The sequence below is a fragment of the Pseudomonas grimontii genome, assembly GCF_007858185.1.
Lineage (GTDB): Bacteria > Pseudomonadota > Gammaproteobacteria > Pseudomonadales > Pseudomonadaceae > Aquipseudomonas > Aquipseudomonas grimontii.
Map to the genome: position 1 here is coordinate 220,631 of NZ_VFES01000009.1, position 16,077 is coordinate 236,707.

A 16,077-nucleotide genomic window follows, 5' to 3' on the forward strand; every position below is an offset into this window, starting at 1 on the left:
TTAAATGCTCTAATCGCGCCGTCTTGTCTTACAGAAGAATCGGTTTCATCCATGGATATCAAACAGCTCTGGCTCAACGTCCAAGACCTCTGGGGCGCCCTCGACGAACACCCGCTGCTGCATGCCAGCCTCGGTTTCCTGGTGTTGCTGGTGGTGGCCCTGCTGCTCGGACGGGTGGCGCGCTACCTCATCCTCCACGCCGTCAAATTACTCGGCCGGCAACCGGCGCTGCACTGGCTCAACGACCTGCGGCACAACAAAGTCTTCCACCGCCTGGCGCAGATGACGCCTTCGCTGGTGATCCAGTTCGGCCTGTACCTGGTGCCGGACCTGAGCAAGACCGCGATCCTGTTTATCGGCAACGTGGCACTGGCATTGACCATCCTGTTCCTGGTGCTGGCGATGAGCGCCCTGCTCAACGCCCTGCTGGACATCTATGCCCGCACCGAACACGCGCGTACCCGCTCGATCAAGGGTTATGTGCAACTGGCGAAGATGGTGCTGTTCGTGTTTGGCGCGATCATCATCGTCGCCACGTTGATCGACCGTTCGCCACTGTTGCTGCTGTCAGGCCTGGGTGCGATGTCGGCGGTGATCCTGTTGGTCTACAAGGACACGCTGCTGTCGTTCGTCGCCAGCGTGCAGTTGACCAGCAACGACATGCTGCGCGTCGGCGACTGGATCGAAATGCCCCAGGTCGGCGCCGACGGCGATGTGGTGGACATCACCCTGCACACGGTCAAGGTGCAGAATTTCGACAAGACCATCGTCTCCATCCCCACCTGGCGCCTGATGTCCGAGTCGTTCAAGAACTGGCGCGGCATGCAGGCCTCGGGTGGGCGACGTATCAAGCGCAGCCTGTTCATCGATGCCAGCGGCGTGCGCTTCCTGCGTGACGATGAAGAAGTACGCATGACCCAGGTGCACCTGCTCACCGACTACATCGGGCGCAAGCAGGCCGAACTCAAGGCCTGGAACGAAGCCCAGGGCCACAGCGCGCAACTGTCGGCCAACCGCCGGCGCATGACCAACCTCGGGACCTTCCGCGCATACGCCCTGGCCTACCTTAAGAGCCATCCGGACATCCAGCCGAACATGACCTGCATGGTGCGCCAGATGCAAACCACCGCCGAAGGCGTGCCGCTGGAAATCTACTGCTTCACCCGCACCACGGTGTGGGCCGATTACGAGCGGATCCAGGGGGATATTTTTGACTACCTGCTGGCCGTGTTGCCGGAGTTCGGACTGAACTTGTACCAGCAACCCAGTGGCACCGACTTGCGCACTGGGATACTGGCACTGACACAAAATACCCGCACCCCGGAAACCGCGGAGTACTGACAACGATACCGGCGAGGCACTGGCAAGCGCCTCGCCGGCAGGTGCGACAAACACTGGAGCGGTATTGATCTGAACACCACTGATAAAACAGCACGTTCACGTGCAACTTGAGCCACCGCTGACACACCCCACGATAAAAGCACGCAACTATGTGTAGCCGTCGCTGCCGATTATTCAACCGGCTGACCCCATAAAGAAAATTCTTCCTACGCCTTTAGTGAATTTCACTACTTGCGCGCACCATTTCTAATCTGTTTTAAAAAAAACCAACGCCTTAGCATCTGGCCATCGAACAACGCCAGCAAAAGGCCCCCCTCATGTTATGGACAACTCAGCTTTCCGATAATGCAGCAGACTTTGTATTAAGTTCGAATGCCGAAGCGTTGACCCACTATTGTGGTGCTACTGCCTTTGCTCAACCTCGCGACTTCTATACCCAAAGCCCCTATCAACGACCTTCGCGGCCGCAGGATGTAACCGACGCAATCATCACAACCTGCCTGACCAGCGATCAGCTTTCAAACAGCCAGCATCTATTGGCGCAACGGTTGTTATTGAATATCTACGAGCAAGACTTGGTCTTCTTGCCCAAGCCGCCATTGGAACTGGATTTCAAGGCGTTCAAGAACTTCTATGACCCCCAGCACGCGGCCAGTGGCAAAAAGATCCGCCCGTTGCTGGAACACTACCTGTACAACTGGCTCAAGGAAGAAGTGCATATCAACGGCCCTTGGTGCCTGGACTCTTTTATCGCCCACACCGATAAAGTATTGGATGACGTCGCCCAGTCCGAGTCCAAACTCCATGAAGTGCTGACCACCAGCCGCCACCCCGAACGTGCCGCCAGGTTTTTCATGACGCAATGTGCGGGAGACTTCCTCAGTGAAGCCTCGGCCATGGCCCGCAACGTGCTGGGTAACAGCGGCGTGTACACCAGCGAATTGTTCAAGATCCTGATCGACGAGTATGGCTACGGCGTCGACAAAAAGAAGCACAGCACCATTTTTGAAGACATGCTCCAGGGCATGGACATGTCGCATCACGTGCATCACTACTGGCAGTTCTATACGCCGGCATCGCTGTCGCTCACCAACTACTTCCACTATGTGTCGGCCAACCATGGCGAGCTGTTCCGCTATATCGGCGCCATGTACTACACCGAAGCCACATTGGCGCTGACGACCAAGCACCAGTCACGCGCGATCAAGACCATCTTCAACGGCAGCGTCTCCACCGACTATTTCGATGAGCATGCACACATCGATGTACACCACGGAAGAATGGCCCTCCAGCGCCTGATCATTCCCATGATCAAGCAGTTCGGCACCAAGATCATCCCCGACCTTATTCGCGGCTTTGAAGAGTTCAGGCTGCTTCAGGACATCGCCGACGAAGAGTTGTATGCCCATATCAAATGGCATGACGAGTTCGATGAGCATCGCGCCAAGGCAGCGGCGCTCCAGGGCCATAAACCCGTGGACCTGAGGATTACCGAACCTGAACACGAGCTCTCGGTGCTGCATACCCACCCGAATGACGAACTGTTCTGGGTCGAATCCGGTGAGCTGGAGTTTGTCGCCAGCCCCGAACTGACGGTGCGCCTCAAGGCCGGCGAAGGCGTGGTGATTCCCAAGGGAATGCTGCATGGCACCCGCATCACCAGCCCGTCCTGCACGTACACCGTCACCGCCATCTGAGTGGGCACCCCAATGAAAGCCATCAGCCTGAATCTCACCCACGCCAACTATGTGGCCGTGGAGGAAAGAACCTACTTTCTCAAGCGTCACGCGTATTCGACGCAATTGCTGCCCACCGCGTGCCCCCATCGTGGCGGCCCGCTGCACATGGGCGAAGTGACAGGCGACGGCCAAAGTGTGATCTGTCCCTGGCACGACAACGCCTACAAGGTCTGCAACCTGGAAAAGAAGGCGCTGCCCACCGTGCGCGTCAGGAACCAGATCAGCACCGTCGTCGGCGACACAGAGCGCTGTGTGCCGTTACTTAAAATCTCCCGTTACGACTGATGAAGCCCATGAAGACTAAATCGACACTGACCGCGTTCTATTCAATCGTGACCCTCTTCACCGGCCTCGACATGGCGATCGTCATCGCGATGGTCTGGTTCGGCCTGGAGACTACCGGCTCGACATTCCTGGTCGGCGCGACCTTGTGCGTCGCGACCGTGGTGCCCTATTTGTGCGAACAATACATCGGCAAGTTCTTTACGATTGAACTCAGCCTGAAACGGCTGCTGTACATTCGCCTGGCCGCCTTCGCAGCGGTACTGGGGCTGTCGTTTACCCAGGCCGCCTTGCTGCCGATCGGCTTCCTGGCCATCGCCTTCGTGGTGGGCGTCACCGACTACTTCACCATCAGCACCTTGGAATCGAAAAATACCAAGCTGGTGCTGGCCGGCCTTACCGACAGCGATACCTGCGCACGGTTGATGCAAACCTCCATACAGATCGGTGCCTTCGGCGGTGCACTCCTGGGCGGGTTGATCGTGGACGTGTTCTCGGTCAACCACACGCTGCAGATCATCAGCCTGGCGGCGATTCTCTCGCTCGCGGCCATCCTCCTGGTGGCCGACACCCCCAACGAACACGCCGCCGAACAGGCCACCGGCACCTCCACTGTGCGGCCGCTGGAGCTGCCGCGAAACCTCTACATCCTGATCATCGTGTTGAGCATGATCGGTTTCCATATCGGTGCGTTCAACAGCCTGGTGCCCATCGTTTTCCAAAAACTCAATGAGTGGAATGCCACCCTGTTTGGCGTAGCCAGTGGCCTGGCGGGCCTGGGGGCTTTCAGCGCCGCCGTGTTGCCGCGCATCAAGCTCAACAGCTACGGGGCCATCTCGCTGGTGATCCTGGCGGACGTGGCAATCGTCTACTTCCAGAACCTCTACGTGATGATGGCCGCAGCCTTCCTGCTGGGTTTTTGCATCAACAGCCTGCGGATCCAGTTGCGTAAAACCCTGATCGAGTCGGCGCCCAACGCTCGGGTAGCCGACGTGATCGCCGCCAAAAGTTCGCTCTACTACCTGCTGGTCAGTGGTTCGGCACCAATGATCCTGACGTTCTTCACCACGTCGGGGTTTCTCGGGCTCGAAGGCGCACGCCTGTTGATGATCGTCTCCGCCGGCCTGTTGGCCACTGCCGTACTGGCGTGGAACCTGACCCCGGCCGCCGCGCCCACCGCCACCACGGAATAAGGAATACACGACGTGAAAACCGTACTGATCGTTGACCCGTTCTCCACGGGCAAGCTCTATGCCCGCCTGCTCAAGGCCCAGGGTGTGAAGTGCTACGCCGTGATCTCGACAGACACCTTGCCCAAACACTTCACCGATGACCTGATAAGAGAAGACTTCGAAGAAGTCTACCGCTGGGAAGAGAGCCTGCTGGTCGACCTCGAAAGCCTGTCACTGCACGCCGTGATCGCGGGCTGCGAAACCGCGATCTACCTCACCGATTACCTCACGAAAGTGCTGTGCATCAAGGGTAACAGCCACGTCACCAGTGATTTGCGCCGCAACAAATTCTCCATGCAGCAAGCGCTCAAACACCATGGGCTGGCGAACATTGAGTCACAACTGCTGAGTTCACAGAGCCATATTCGCAAGGTGGTCGACTCGCTGGAGGAAACCGCCACCTACGTCGTCAAACCGCTGAATTCGGCCGCCACCGAAGGCGTGGTATTTGCCCAAGGCAGAGGCGAAGTTGAGACCGCATTGAACAACGCGGCCTGGAAGCAGAAAAACGACCTGGGGGAAATCAACCTCGGGTTTATCGTGCAGCCATTCATTTCTGGTCCGGAGTATGTGGTGGATATGGTCGCTTTCGGCGGCGAATACATCATTGCTACGGTGTGCAAGTACACCAAGATCCATAAAAACGGCAGCAAGTTTGTCTACGAAAGCCTGGACACCCTTGACCCCCAGGCAGCGCAGTTGCAACCACTGACCGACTACGCCCGCCAGGCAGCGGCGGCCCTGGGCGTGCAGGTCGGGCCGATTCACATGGAAATCATCTGGTCCGCTGCCGGCCCCGTGATGATCGAGGCCGGTGGCCGACTGCACGGCGGTATTGCCCCCCTGCTGTTTCAACAGGTGTATCACCCAGACTTGCTGTCACTGGCGATTGATAGCTACCTGGACCAACCAAAACCCCAAGCCGATGCTGTCAGCCAGATCAGCCATGGCCGCATCGGGTTCTTCTGCTCCGACGAACGCCGCACTTTCACCCCTCCCTTGCCGCAGGTAGTCCAAAGCGCGCAAGAGGACGAGGCCTATTGCGGCCATCGTTACTTCATCAGCGCCAGCGATACCACGCCGATCACCGTCGACTTCGCGACCTGCCCGGGATTGTTCTGGCTGCAGCACCCTTCGGCGCAGCAACTGGACGTCAGTACCGCGAACCTTCGAAAAAAACTGTGGGGCTAAGGTTATGAAAAGTCGCTTGATCATCAGAAAGTCAGCCTGTGAGCTGGGCATCAACAATGCGTGTGCCGCCGTTATCGAAGACATCACCGTCTCGGATGACCAGAGCTTCGTCGGGGTACTGCAAAGTAACCTGAACCACGTGGCCTCGCGTCTTAACGAGTTGGACTCAAACATCGTGTACGAAGGGTTTGCCAGGCAGCTCAAAAAACTCGGCTACGAAAATACCGTCAGTGCCAACGAAAAGCTGCTGCGCCGCTTCATCGCCAAAGGCGTGTACCCCATCAACAACATCGTCGACGCCTATAACGCGGTCGCGATCCGACATGGGGTCAGCATCGGCGTGCACACGTATCATCAGAAGGATGACATCTACGTGATGCGCTCGGACAAGCCGAGGGTGCTACGCCCACTGTTTGCCAAGAAGGCCATCACGATTCCCGTTGGCGATATCGTCTATACCTGCGGTGATGTGCCGTTGGCGAGCATCGGCAAGGTTGACGCCGATGCCCATGACTTCCGGCTGACGAAAGACTCGTCGAGGCTGTTGGTGGTGATCCTGGGGCATGACGACACGTCGCTCCAATTCAACCAGGCGGTCATCGAAGAACTCGTGGACACCCTGCGTCAGAAAATGCCGAACCTGAGCCATCATTTTCTTGAAACCGTCCGCGATCACGCCTGAAGCATAAATCCAGCAGATAGGGCTATTGTGGCGAGCGGGCTTGCCCCGCGTTGGGCTGCGAAGCAGCCCCAAAACACCGCCCCGGACCTGCCTGGCACACTGCAGCGCTCATATTGGGGCTGCTGCGCAGCCCAACGCGGGCGGTGCGACGATTCGACAAGCCCGCTCGCTACAGGGAGATTTATCAGTATCTGAAAGTTGTATAGATACCCATGCAACTGAAGCCAGGCCATGCAGAGGTGGCCGGCGCCTAGCGCCAGGCCTTCAGCACGGGGTTGACCACGACTTCCTTCACATGCTCGATCTTCAGCAGGCTGTCCTTGAAGACCATCAGTTCTTCAAAGCTCCTGTACCGAACGTCGAGCATCATGTCCACGTCGCCAAACAGTGAGTAGGCATGCACCACCTGGCTGAACTGCTGGATCTTCGGAAACACCAGATGGCAATTGCTGCCATTGAGCGTCAGCATCAAGAACGCCGCTTGCAGGGTCTCATCACCCTCGGCGACGTTGATGGTGAAGCCCAGGATGATACCTTTTTCAATCAGCTTCTGAACGCGCGACTCCACTGCGGTTCGAGACTTGTGAACTTGCCGCGCCAATTGCGCCAGGCTGACTCGGGAGTCATCCTTCAAGGCTGCAATGATCAGTTCATCAATCTTGTCCACTCTGCCGCCCCCACACCGTTCTTTTCGATAGCAGACTTTCATTGCCGCTCACGCATGCCCTCGACCCATCACCTCGCAGACTGTACGCCAGACACAGGCTTTACGCCCAATCGACTGATCCACACCGCCCCCAGAATCACCAACCCACCCAAGGCCAGGCGGCCCAGCGGCTCGTGCTGGTTCCAGATCAGCAGGTTCAGCAGCAACCCTACCGGCACATGCAGGTTGTTCATCACCGCCAGCGTGCCGCCATGCACCAGGCAGGCGCCCTTGTTCCACCAGTACATCCCCAGCGCGGTGCTGACCAGCCCGAGGAACACCAGCACGCCCCACTGCAGCGGCGCCTCGGGCAGGAAGTTGGCCTTGCCGAACATCAGGAACGCCGGCAGCACCACCAGCAACGCGCCGAGGTAGAAGTAGCCGAAGCGCCGGTAGTGCGGCAAGTTACTCGGGTAGCGTGCCACCAAGTGCTTGTACATCACTTGTCCGGCGGCGTAGGTGAAGTTAGCCAATTGCAGCAGCAAGAAGCCCATCAGGAAGTGCGGGGTGATCTGGTCGAAGCGAATCACCGCCGCCCCCGCCACTGCCACCAGGGCGGCAACCAGTGCCCACGGGTTGAAACGCCGGTTGAGCGCATCTTCGATCAGGGTCACGTGCAACGGCGTGAGGATGGTGAACAGCAACACCTCCGGCACCGTGAGCACGCGAAAGCTCAGGTACAGGCACACATAGGTCACGCCAAACTGCAGCGCGCCGATCACCAGCAGGCCGCGCATAAAGGCAGGTTCTACCGAGCGCCAGCGGGTCAGCGGGATAAATACCAGCCCGGCCAGCACGACACGCACCAGCACCGCGAAGTAACTGTCGACGTGACCGGCGAGGTATTCGCCGATCAAGCTGAAGGAAAATGCCTGAATCAGGGTGACAACCAGTAGATAGCCCATGCGCGCCTCGTCTCGAATGGGCGGGACATTAAAGGTTTTCGGCGATTGAAGAAACTCGGGGCAAAAAAAACCCGACCTCGCTAAAGCGGCAGTCGGGCAGGAGCACTCAGGAGCAACAAGTGCAAAGGGAGGTTCGTACGCGGACTTGAAGGGTTTGCGTGGAGCGATATAAACACCACGCGATTATGTGGCGATTAAAGGATCAAGCGGCTCATGCCACGAGCTGTACCAGCTGGGCCTTGGCGTGGTTGATACCCTTTTCCTGGAAGTCGCCACTCAGGTTCACCCCTTCGGCGTGAATGAAAGTGACGTCGTGGATGCCGATAAAAGCCATGACCTGGCGCAGGTAGGGTTCCTGGTGATCGGAGCTGGCGCCGGTATGGATACCGCCCCGCGCGGTCAGCACAATGGCACGCTTGCCGGTCAACAAACCTTGCGGCCCGGTGGGGGTGTATTTGAAGGTCACACCCGCCCGCAACACGTGATCCAGCCAGGCTTTGAGGGTGCTGGGGATGGCGAAGTTGTACATCGGTGCAGCCATCACCAGCACGTCGGCGGCCAGCAGTTCGTCGGTCAATTCGTTGGAGCGGTCGAGGGAAGCCTGTTCGTTGCCGTTGCGTTGATCCGCCGGTTTCATCCAGCCGCCGAGCAGGTTGGCGTCCAGGTGCGGAACCGGGTTGAGCGCCACGTCACGCACAGTAATCCGGTCCGTCGGGTGAGCGGCCTGCCACTGGCTGATGAACTGCCGGGTCAGTTGGCGGGAGATCGAATCCTGCTGGCGGGCGCTGCTTTCGATGATCAGAACATTGGACATGGCTTCGTAGGCTCCATCTGTAATTGCTGTAAGTCGATGGAGTGGAGATTAGACAGAGCCAATTCGATAAAAAAGCGCAAAAAACTGCTATAACCCATCTATAAATTTGTTTATAAGCGGAGTATTGCTATGGGCATGCTCCGCTGCTGCGTTATTTCGGGGCGCAGGCCAACGCGATACGCATCTTGATAATGGCGCGGTTGAACTTGACCGTGGTGTTGGTGCTTTTCCCCGCCGGCACCGTAACCGTGCGACGACGCGGCGATTCCGGGCCGTTGGTGAACGTTACCGAACACACGGCGTCCTGGGTGCCGTAGTTATTCAGCTGGATCGAGCTGATATCGCCGTCCACGTCGGAGGCGGTGTAATCGATGCTCACGCCGTCGATCTTTTTCGTCACATCGATGGGGTAGGCAAACGCGCTCATCGGCAGCAGCGCCAGCAACACACAACAGAATTTTCTCATTCGGCAGTCTCCAATAGGGACCGTCAGCTTAGGACAAGAGGAACACATCTTGAAAGCGCCCCGCGTTACCCTCGATCAATGGCGCACGCTGCAAGCCGTCGTCGACCACGGCGGCTTCGCCCAGGCAGCGGAAGCGCTGCACCGTTCGCAGTCCTCGGTGAGCTACACCGTGGCCCGTATGCAAGACCAACTCGGCGTGCCGCTGCTGCGCATCGACGGGCGCAAGGCGGTGCTCACCGACGCCGGTGAAGTGCTGCTGCGCCGTTCCCGGCAACTGGTAAAAAACGCCAGCCAGCTGGAAGACCTCGCCCACCATATGGAACAGGGCTGGGAAGCCGAAGTGCGGCTGGTCGTCGATGCGGCGTACCCCAACGCGCGCCTGGTACGCGCGCTCACCGCGTTTATGCCGCAGAGCCGTGGTTGCCGGGTGCGTTTGCGTGAAGAGGTACTGTCCGGCGTCGAAGAGCTGTTGATGGAAGGCGTGGCCGACCTGGCCATTTGCGGCTTCAGCATCCCCGGCTACCTGGGCACCGAAATGAGCGATGTGGAATTCGTCGCCGTGGCCCACCCCGAGCACGCCTTGCACCGCATGAACCGCGAGTTGAGCTTCCAGGACCTGGAAAGCCAGATGCAGGTGGTGATCCGCGACTCCGGCCGCCAGCAACCCCGGGATGTGGGCTGGCTCGGCGCCGAACAACGCTGGACCGTCGGCAGCCTGGCCACCGCCGCCGCTTTTGTGGGCAGCGGCCTGGGCTTTGCCTGGCTGCCACGGCACATGATCGCGCGCGAACTCGCCGAAGGTGTGCTCAAGCAGCTACCCTTGGAACAGGGCGGCAGCCGCCACCCCACGTTCTACCTGTATTCAAACAAGGACAAACCCTTGGGGCCGGCAACGCAGATCCTCGTGGAGCTGCTGCGCACCTTTGACACGGCCCCTCTGGACGCGCCTTTCGCCGCCCCCCAGCAAGCCTGAAACGGAGTTCATGCATGGCCTGGTTCGACCATGAAGGCTGCAGCCTGCACTATGAGGAATACGGTCACGGCACTCCGCTGATCCTGATCCACGGCCTGGGCTCCAGCAGCCAGGATTGGGAGCTGCAGGTGCCGGTGCTGGCCCGTCACTACCGCCTGATCGTGGTGGATGTGCGCGGCCATGGACGTTCCGACAAACCTCGGGAGCGCTACAGCATCGAAGGGTTCACCTACGACCTGATTGCGCTGATCGAACACCTGGACCTGCCGCCCGCCCATGTGGTGGGTTTGTCCATGGGCGGCATGATCGCGTTCCAGCTGGCGGTGGACGAACCCGGCCGGGTCAAGAGCCTGTGCATCGTCAACAGCGCGCCGCAGGTCAAGGTACGCAGTGCCCAGGAATACTGGTGGTGGGTCAAGCGCTGGACGCTCGCCCGTGTGCTCAGCCTGACCACCATCGGCAAGGCCCTCGGCGACCGGCTGTTTCCAAAACCTGCGCAGGCCGACCTGCGCCGCAAGATGGTCGAACGCTGGGCAAAAAACGACAAACGTGCTTATCTCGCCAGCTTCGATGCGATTGTGGGCTGGGGCGTACAGGAACGACTTTCGAGGATTACCTGTCCAACCCTGGTCATCAGCGCCGACCACGACTACACCCCCGTGGCCCAGAAAGAAATCTATGTAAAACTGCTGCCCGATGCGCGGCTGGTGGTGATCGAGGATTCCCGCCATGCCACGCCCTTGGACCAACCCGAAGTCTTTAATACCACCCTGCTCGATTTTCTAAAGACAGTCGAAACCACTACCCAGGATCACTGACCCATGCTGAAAAAAATCGCCTTTTTTGCCGGTTCCGTTCTGTTCGCTGCCAACCTGATGGCCGCCGAGCCTTCCAAGGCGCCACACGTATTGATCTCCACCACCAACGGCGACATTGAAATCGAACTGGACCCGGTCAAGGCGCCGATCAGTACCAAGAATTTCCTCGCCTATGTCGACAAAGGCTTCTACACCAACACGATCTTCCACCGCGTGATCCCGGGCTTCATGGTCCAGGGTGGCGGGTTCACCCAGCAGATGTCGCAAAAGCCGACCGAAGCGCCGATCAAGAACGAAGCCAGCAACGGCCTGCATAACGTGCGTGGCACGCTGTCGATGGCCCGCACCTCGAACCCGGATTCGGCCACCAGCCAGTTCTTCATCAACGTGGCTGACAACGCCTTCCTCGACCCGGGTCGCGATGCCGGTTATGCCGTGTTCGCCAAAGTGGTCAAAGGCATGGATGTGGTCGACATCATCGTCAACTCGCAGACCACCACCAAACAAGGCATGCAAAACGTGCCAATCGATCCTGTCCTGATCAAGTCGGCCAAGCGCATCGACTGAGGTCTGCAGGAAATTCCGCGCGCGGCCCACAAGGCTGCGCGCGCATTTGAAAGGAGAGCCCGCCAGGCGGGCGTCAACCCTAATGCTCTATCGTCGTTTTGAACAACTGATCGATATTTTCCGCGACGCCCCCAGCGCCGCCCCTCCCGACAAAGTCCTGCCCTTCTATCTCTACTATCTGCGCCAGGTGTGGCCCTGTTTTGCCGCACTGCTGGTGGTGGGCCTGGTCGGGGCGCTGATCGAAGTCGCGCTGTTCAGCTACCTGAGCCGTATCATCGACCTGGCCCAGGGCACACCGCCCGCTGACTTCTTCCAGATCCACAGCACCGAGCTGATCTGGATGGCCGTGGTCGCCCTGCTGCTGCGCCCGATTTTCAATGGCCTGCATGACTTGCTGGTGCACCAGACCATCAACCCCGGCATGACCAGCCTGATCCGCTGGCAGAATCACAGCTATGTGCTCAAGCAGAGCCTGAATTTCTTCCAGAATGATTTCGCCGGGCGCATTGCCCAACGCATTATGCAAACTGGCAATTCCCTGCGTGACTCTGCGGTGGCAACAGCCGAGGCCATCTGGCACGTGTCGATCTACGCCATCACCTCCCTGGTGCTGTTTGCCGAGGCCGACTGGCGGCTGATGATTCCGTTGATCACCTGGATCATTTGTTACTGCCTGGCCTTGCGTTACTTCGTGCCGCGGGTCAAAGAACGTTCGGTGATCTCTTCCGAGGCACGTTCCAAACTCATGGGGCGCATCGTCGACGGCTACACCAACATCACCACCTTGAAGCTGTTCGCCCATACGCAGAATGAGCAGGAATACGCCAAGGAAGCGATCATTGAGCAAACCGAAAAAACCCAGCTGGCGGCACGCGTGCTCACCAGCATGGATGCGGTGATCACCGTCCTGAACGGCCTGCTGATCGTCACCACCACCGGCCTGGCCCTGTGGCTGTGGACGCAGTCGCTGATCTCCGTAGGCGCCATCGCCCTGGCCACTGGCCTGGTGATTCGCATCGTCAATATGTCCGGTTGGATCATGTGGGTGGTCAACGGCATTTTCGAAAACATCGGCATCGTGCAGGACGGTCTCAAGACCATCGCCCAACCCCTGGCCGTGGTCGACCGCGACAACGCCCCCCGGCTGACAGTGCCCCATGGCGAAGTACGTTTTGAGCAGGTGGATTTCCACTACGGCAAGAAGAGCGGGATCATTGGCGACCTGAACCTGAACATCCAGGCCGGGGAAAAAATCGGCCTGATCGGCCCGTCGGGTGCGGGCAAGTCGACCCTGGTCAACCTGCTGCTACGCCTCTACGACCTGCAAGGCGGACGCATCCTGATCGACGGCCAGAACATCGCCGAGGTGGCCCAGGAGACCCTGCGCGAACAGATCGGCATGATCACCCAGGACACCTCGCTGCTGCACCGATCGATCCGCGAAAATCTGCTGTACGGCAAGCCGGAGGCCACCGACGAAGAACTCTGGGCCGCAGTGCATAAGGCCCGTGCCGATGAGTTCATCCCGCTGCTGTCGGACGCCGAAGGGCGTACCGGGCTGGATGCACATGTGGGCGAACGCGGGGTGAAACTCTCCGGCGGGCAACGCCAACGTATCGCCATCGCGCGCGTACTGCTCAAGGATGCGCCGATCCTGATCATGGACGAAGCCACGTCGGCGCTGGACTCGGAAGTCGAGGCGGCGATCCAGGAAAGCCTGGAAACCCTGATGCAAGGCAAGACGGTGATTGCGATTGCGCACCGGTTGTCGACCATCGCACGGATGGACCGCCTGGTGGTGCTGGAGAAAGGCCAGATCGCCGAGACGGGCAGCCATGCCGAGTTGCTGGCCCATGGCGGGTTGTATGCGCGGTTGTGGCAGCACCAGACCGGGGGGTTTGTCGGCATCGACTGAAGCAAATGTGGGAGGGGGCTTGCTCCCGATATCGGTGGGTCAGCCACCAAATTTTGCGACTGACACTCCGCCATCGGGGGCAAGCCCCCTCCCACATTGGTGGCCTGGACTTGTGTAAAAACCGTGCTGTACTCAGTGCAGTGCCCAGACGGGCGCTGAAGTAAATCTGCAGGGAGCATCACTGGTTTACTGATTGGGTAGAGCGATCTATCAAGGACGTGCTGCATGTCTTTGTTCAAGCGTTCAGTCACAGAGGGGTTAGGTACGTTTTGGCTGGTGTTGGGCGGTTGTGGAAGTGCGGTGTTGGCCGCCGCGTTTCCCGCTGTCGGGATCGGGTTGTTGGGCGTGGCCCTGGCGTTCGGGCTCACGGTGCTGACCATGGCGGTGGCCATCGGACACATCAGCGGCTGCCATCTCAACCCGGCGGTATCGGTGGGGCTGGTAGTGGGCGGAAGGTTTCCGGCCAGGGAGTTACCGGCGTACATCGTTGCCCAAGTCATCGGCGGGGTAGTCGCCGCTGCATTGTTGTACTTCATCGCCAGCGGCAAGCCGGGCTTTGAACTGGCCGGGGGGCTGGCCTCCAACGGTTATGGCGAGCATTCGCCAGGCGGCTATTCAATAGCAGCGGGGTTTGTCTGTGAGTTGGTGATGACAGCCATGTTCGTGCTGATCATCCTCGGCGCCACCGACCACCGTGCCCCGAAGGGCCTCGCGCCCATCGCCATTGGCCTGGCCCTCACCTTGATCCACCTGATCTCCATCCCCGTGACCAACACCTCGGTCAACCCGGCCCGCAGTACCGGCCCGGCATTGATCGTGGGCGGGTGGGCGATCCAGCAATTGTGGATGTTCTGGCTCGCGCCGATCCTGGGTGCGGTGGTGGGCGGTGTTATCTATCGATGGTTGGGCAAAGAGGAGCCGGCCTGAAACGCAACCCCCGTAGCAGCTGCCGAGCGCAAGCGAGGCTGCGTCAGGCGCACTGCCGATTCAGGCTCGAGTCGCGGCCGACGCAGCCTCGCTTGCGCTTGGCAGCTGCTACGAATTTGCGCGGTGTGGGGGCGGTTTAGGCTTGCCGATAAGGCAGGGCCGTCCTCGCCTCTTCGGCATACGTCAAAATCCCCACCCGTTCGCGCTCGAGGAAATCCTCCACGGCATTCTTCAATCCGGGATGGCGCAGGTAGTGCCACGACCGGGTGATCACCGGTTCGAACCCGCGAATCAATTTGTGCTCACCCTGGGCACCGGCGTCGAAGCGTTGCAGGCCGTGGGCGATGGCGTAATCCATGCCCTGGTAGAAGCAGGTTTCGAAATGCAGCCGGTCAAACTCTGCCAGGCAACCCCAGTAGCGGCCGTAGAAGCTGTCACCACCGATCAGGCTGAAGGCCATGGCCACCGGGCGTGAACCTTGTTTGGCCAGCACCACACGGATCGCCTCGGGCATGCGCTCGGCCAGCAGGCTGAAAAATGCGCGGGTCAGGTACGGTGCCTGGCGACGTACCGCGTAGGTATTGGCGTAGCAGGCGTAGACAAAATCCCACTGCGCCTCACTCAGCTCGTGGCCTTGCAACCACTCGAAGTCGATGCCCTGCCCTGCCACTTGTTCACGCTCCTTGCGCATTTGTTTGCGCTTGCGCGAACTGAGGGCCTCGAGGAAATCCTGGAAGTCGCGGTAGCCGCGGTTCTGCCAATGGAACTGACAACCCAGGCGCTGTAACCAACCCGGCTGCAGGGCTAACGCCTCATCGGCCAAACCGTCGGTGAAGTTGATATGGGCACTGGAGAGCCCTTCGATCTCCAGGTAGCCCGGCAGGCTCTTCAGCAGCTCGAAACCATCGTCGGCGCTGGCAGCCAACAGGCGGGGGCCACTGACCGGGCTGAACGGTACGGCTGTCAGTAGCTTGGGGTAGTAATCAATGCCCGCCCGCTCGCAGGCATCGGCCCAACCGTGGTCGAACACGTACTCGCCGTAGGAATGCCATTTGCGATAACTGGGCAATGCCGCCACCAGTCGATCGCCATCCCAGTGCAACAAATGCTCCGGTTGCCAGCCCGATTGAGGGCCCAGGCTGGCACTGTCTTCCAGCGCGCTGAGGAAGGCGTGCCGCACAAAGGGCTGGGCGTCCGGCACCAGTGCGTCCCAGGCCTGCGGGGCGATTTCGGACAGGCTGTCCAGGCGTTGCAGCGGCATTGGCATCCTCACTACGTCATGGCATGAAAGCCTCGCGAGTATCGCTTATCGCACGTCCGCGCACACCCCCAAATCGCCCGACAAGGCTCTAAATCAATAGTTCCATTCTTAAATAATTTGTCATCTAGATGACATCACTTAGCCACTGCGGCGTCATAAACGATCGTGATACTGACGCCTGTTTTTAGAGCGCCTGGTTCTAGCAGGTGGTTATTTTTCCGTCCGTCATCGGTCGGTTGTGTCCTGGATGGCTTGCCA

At 59.4% G+C, this 16,077-nt stretch carries 16 protein-coding genes; 11 read left to right on the top strand and 5 right to left on the bottom strand.

Annotated elements, in window-relative coordinates; all coding sequences use genetic code 11:
- The first annotated feature begins 51 nt into the window (after positions 1–51).
- The 6 genes from FIV39_RS16210 (at position 52) to FIV39_RS16235 (ending at position 6,467) form a co-directional block, all read left to right on the top strand.
- Positions 52–1,341 (top strand): mechanosensitive ion channel family protein, encoded by a 1,290-nt coding sequence (locus FIV39_RS16210; protein ID WP_090400174.1) that lies wholly within the window; start codon positions 52–54, stop codon positions 1,339–1,341.
- Between the two features lie 317 nt (positions 1,342–1,658).
- The gene (locus FIV39_RS16215; RefSeq protein ID WP_244176212.1) at positions 1,659–3,038 is read left to right on the top strand and encodes an iron-containing redox enzyme family protein; all 1,380 of its coding nucleotides are present in this window, start codon (positions 1,659–1,661) and stop codon (positions 3,036–3,038) included.
- 12 nt (positions 3,039–3,050) lie between these two features.
- Complete coding sequence (locus FIV39_RS16220; protein WP_053133022.1) at positions 3,051–3,365, top strand: Rieske 2Fe-2S domain-containing protein; 315 nt, start codon at positions 3,051–3,053, stop codon at positions 3,363–3,365.
- Between the two features lie 8 nt (positions 3,366–3,373).
- Positions 3,374–4,555, top strand: a complete 1,182-nt coding sequence (locus FIV39_RS16225) for an MFS transporter (protein WP_090400176.1) — start codon at positions 3,374–3,376, stop codon at positions 4,553–4,555.
- Between the two features lie 12 nt (positions 4,556–4,567).
- The gene (locus FIV39_RS16230; RefSeq protein ID WP_090400179.1) at positions 4,568–5,785 is read left to right on the top strand and encodes an ATP-grasp domain-containing protein; all 1,218 of its coding nucleotides are present in this window, start codon (positions 4,568–4,570) and stop codon (positions 5,783–5,785) included.
- A gap of 4 nt (positions 5,786–5,789) precedes the next feature.
- Positions 5,790–6,467, top strand: coding sequence for a phenylalanine--tRNA ligase beta subunit-related protein (locus FIV39_RS16235; RefSeq protein ID WP_090400181.1), 678 nt, complete (start codon positions 5,790–5,792; stop codon positions 6,465–6,467).
- A 250-nt stretch (positions 6,468–6,717) separates the two neighbouring features.
- On the opposite strand, the gene FIV39_RS16240 is transcribed toward FIV39_RS16235, so the two are convergent.
- The 4 genes from FIV39_RS16240 to FIV39_RS16255 form a co-directional block, all read right to left on the bottom strand.
- Positions 6,718–7,134, bottom strand: a complete 417-nt coding sequence (locus FIV39_RS16240) for an Lrp/AsnC family transcriptional regulator (protein WP_027603763.1) — start codon at positions 7,132–7,134, stop codon at positions 6,718–6,720.
- 68 nt (positions 7,135–7,202) lie between these two features.
- Entirely contained in the window at positions 7,203–8,078 is an 876-nt protein-coding gene (locus FIV39_RS16245; protein WP_090400183.1) for a carboxylate/amino acid/amine transporter, read from the bottom strand.
- Between the two features lie 211 nt (positions 8,079–8,289).
- Positions 8,290–8,892: an FMN-dependent NADH-azoreductase gene (locus tag FIV39_RS16250; protein WP_090400185.1), complete on the bottom strand. Its 603-nt coding sequence runs from the start codon at positions 8,890–8,892 to the stop codon at positions 8,290–8,292.
- 151 nt (positions 8,893–9,043) lie between these two features.
- Positions 9,044–9,358, bottom strand: coding sequence for a 3-phosphoglycerate kinase (locus FIV39_RS16255; RefSeq protein ID WP_090400187.1), 315 nt, complete (start codon positions 9,356–9,358; stop codon positions 9,044–9,046).
- A gap of 49 nt (positions 9,359–9,407) precedes the next feature.
- Here FIV39_RS16255 and FIV39_RS16260 point away from each other — a divergent pair, with 49 nt between their 5' ends.
- The 5 genes from FIV39_RS16260 (at position 9,408) to aqpZ (ending at position 14,558) form a co-directional block, all read left to right on the top strand.
- Positions 9,408–10,331 carry a LysR family transcriptional regulator gene (locus FIV39_RS16260; RefSeq protein WP_090400189.1) on the top strand — a complete coding sequence of 308 codons (924 nt, stop codon included), beginning with the start codon at positions 9,408–9,410 and terminating at the stop codon, positions 10,329–10,331.
- A gap of 14 nt (positions 10,332–10,345) precedes the next feature.
- Positions 10,346–11,149: an alpha/beta fold hydrolase gene (locus tag FIV39_RS16265; RefSeq protein WP_090400191.1), complete on the top strand. Its 804-nt coding sequence runs from the start codon at positions 10,346–10,348 to the stop codon at positions 11,147–11,149.
- Between the two features lie 3 nt (positions 11,150–11,152).
- Positions 11,153–11,716 (top strand): peptidylprolyl isomerase, encoded by a 564-nt coding sequence (locus FIV39_RS16270; RefSeq protein ID WP_027603757.1) that lies wholly within the window; start codon positions 11,153–11,155, stop codon positions 11,714–11,716.
- Positions 11,717–11,798: 82 nt separating this feature from the next.
- On the top strand, positions 11,799–13,631 hold the full coding sequence (locus FIV39_RS16275) for an ABC transporter ATP-binding protein (RefSeq protein ID WP_090400193.1): 1,833 nt from the start codon (positions 11,799–11,801) through the stop codon (positions 13,629–13,631).
- 225 nt (positions 13,632–13,856) lie between these two features.
- Positions 13,857–14,558 carry an aquaporin Z gene (gene aqpZ / locus FIV39_RS16280; protein WP_090400195.1) on the top strand — a complete coding sequence of 234 codons (702 nt, stop codon included), beginning with the start codon at positions 13,857–13,859 and terminating at the stop codon, positions 14,556–14,558.
- Between the two features lie 136 nt (positions 14,559–14,694).
- On the opposite strand, the gene FIV39_RS16285 is transcribed toward aqpZ, so the two are convergent.
- Positions 14,695–15,819: a GNAT family N-acetyltransferase gene (locus FIV39_RS16285; protein ID WP_090400197.1), complete on the bottom strand. Its 1,125-nt coding sequence runs from the start codon at positions 15,817–15,819 to the stop codon at positions 14,695–14,697.
- Between the last annotated feature and the right edge of the window lie 258 nt (positions 15,820–16,077).

Coding starts and splice junctions, on each gene's coding strand:
- FIV39_RS16210 (WP_090400174.1), top strand. CDS start 52: ATGGATATCAAACAGCTCTGGCTCAACGTCCAAGACCTCTGGGGCGCC.
- FIV39_RS16215 (WP_244176212.1), top strand. CDS start 1,659: ATGTTATGGACAACTCAGCTTTCCGATAATGCAGCAGACTTTGTATTA.
- FIV39_RS16220 (WP_053133022.1), top strand. CDS start 3,051: ATGAAAGCCATCAGCCTGAATCTCACCCACGCCAACTATGTGGCCGTG.
- FIV39_RS16225 (WP_090400176.1), top strand. CDS start 3,374: ATGAAGACTAAATCGACACTGACCGCGTTCTATTCAATCGTGACCCTC.
- FIV39_RS16235 (WP_090400181.1), top strand. CDS start 5,790: ATGAAAAGTCGCTTGATCATCAGAAAGTCAGCCTGTGAGCTGGGCATC.
- FIV39_RS16245 (WP_090400183.1), bottom strand. CDS start 8,078: ATGGGCTATCTACTGGTTGTCACCCTGATTCAGGCATTTTCCTTCAGC.
- FIV39_RS16250 (WP_090400185.1), bottom strand. CDS start 8,892: ATGTCCAATGTTCTGATCATCGAAAGCAGCGCCCGCCAGCAGGATTCG.
- FIV39_RS16255 (WP_090400187.1), bottom strand. CDS start 9,358: ATGAGAAAATTCTGTTGTGTGTTGCTGGCGCTGCTGCCGATGAGCGCG.
- FIV39_RS16265 (WP_090400191.1), top strand. CDS start 10,346: ATGGCCTGGTTCGACCATGAAGGCTGCAGCCTGCACTATGAGGAATAC.
- FIV39_RS16270 (WP_027603757.1), top strand. CDS start 11,153: ATGCTGAAAAAAATCGCCTTTTTTGCCGGTTCCGTTCTGTTCGCTGCC.
- FIV39_RS16275 (WP_090400193.1), top strand. CDS start 11,799: ATGCTCTATCGTCGTTTTGAACAACTGATCGATATTTTCCGCGACGCC.
- aqpZ (WP_090400195.1), top strand. CDS start 13,857: ATGTCTTTGTTCAAGCGTTCAGTCACAGAGGGGTTAGGTACGTTTTGG.
- FIV39_RS16285 (WP_090400197.1), bottom strand. CDS start 15,819: ATGCCGCTGCAACGCCTGGACAGCCTGTCCGAAATCGCCCCGCAGGCC.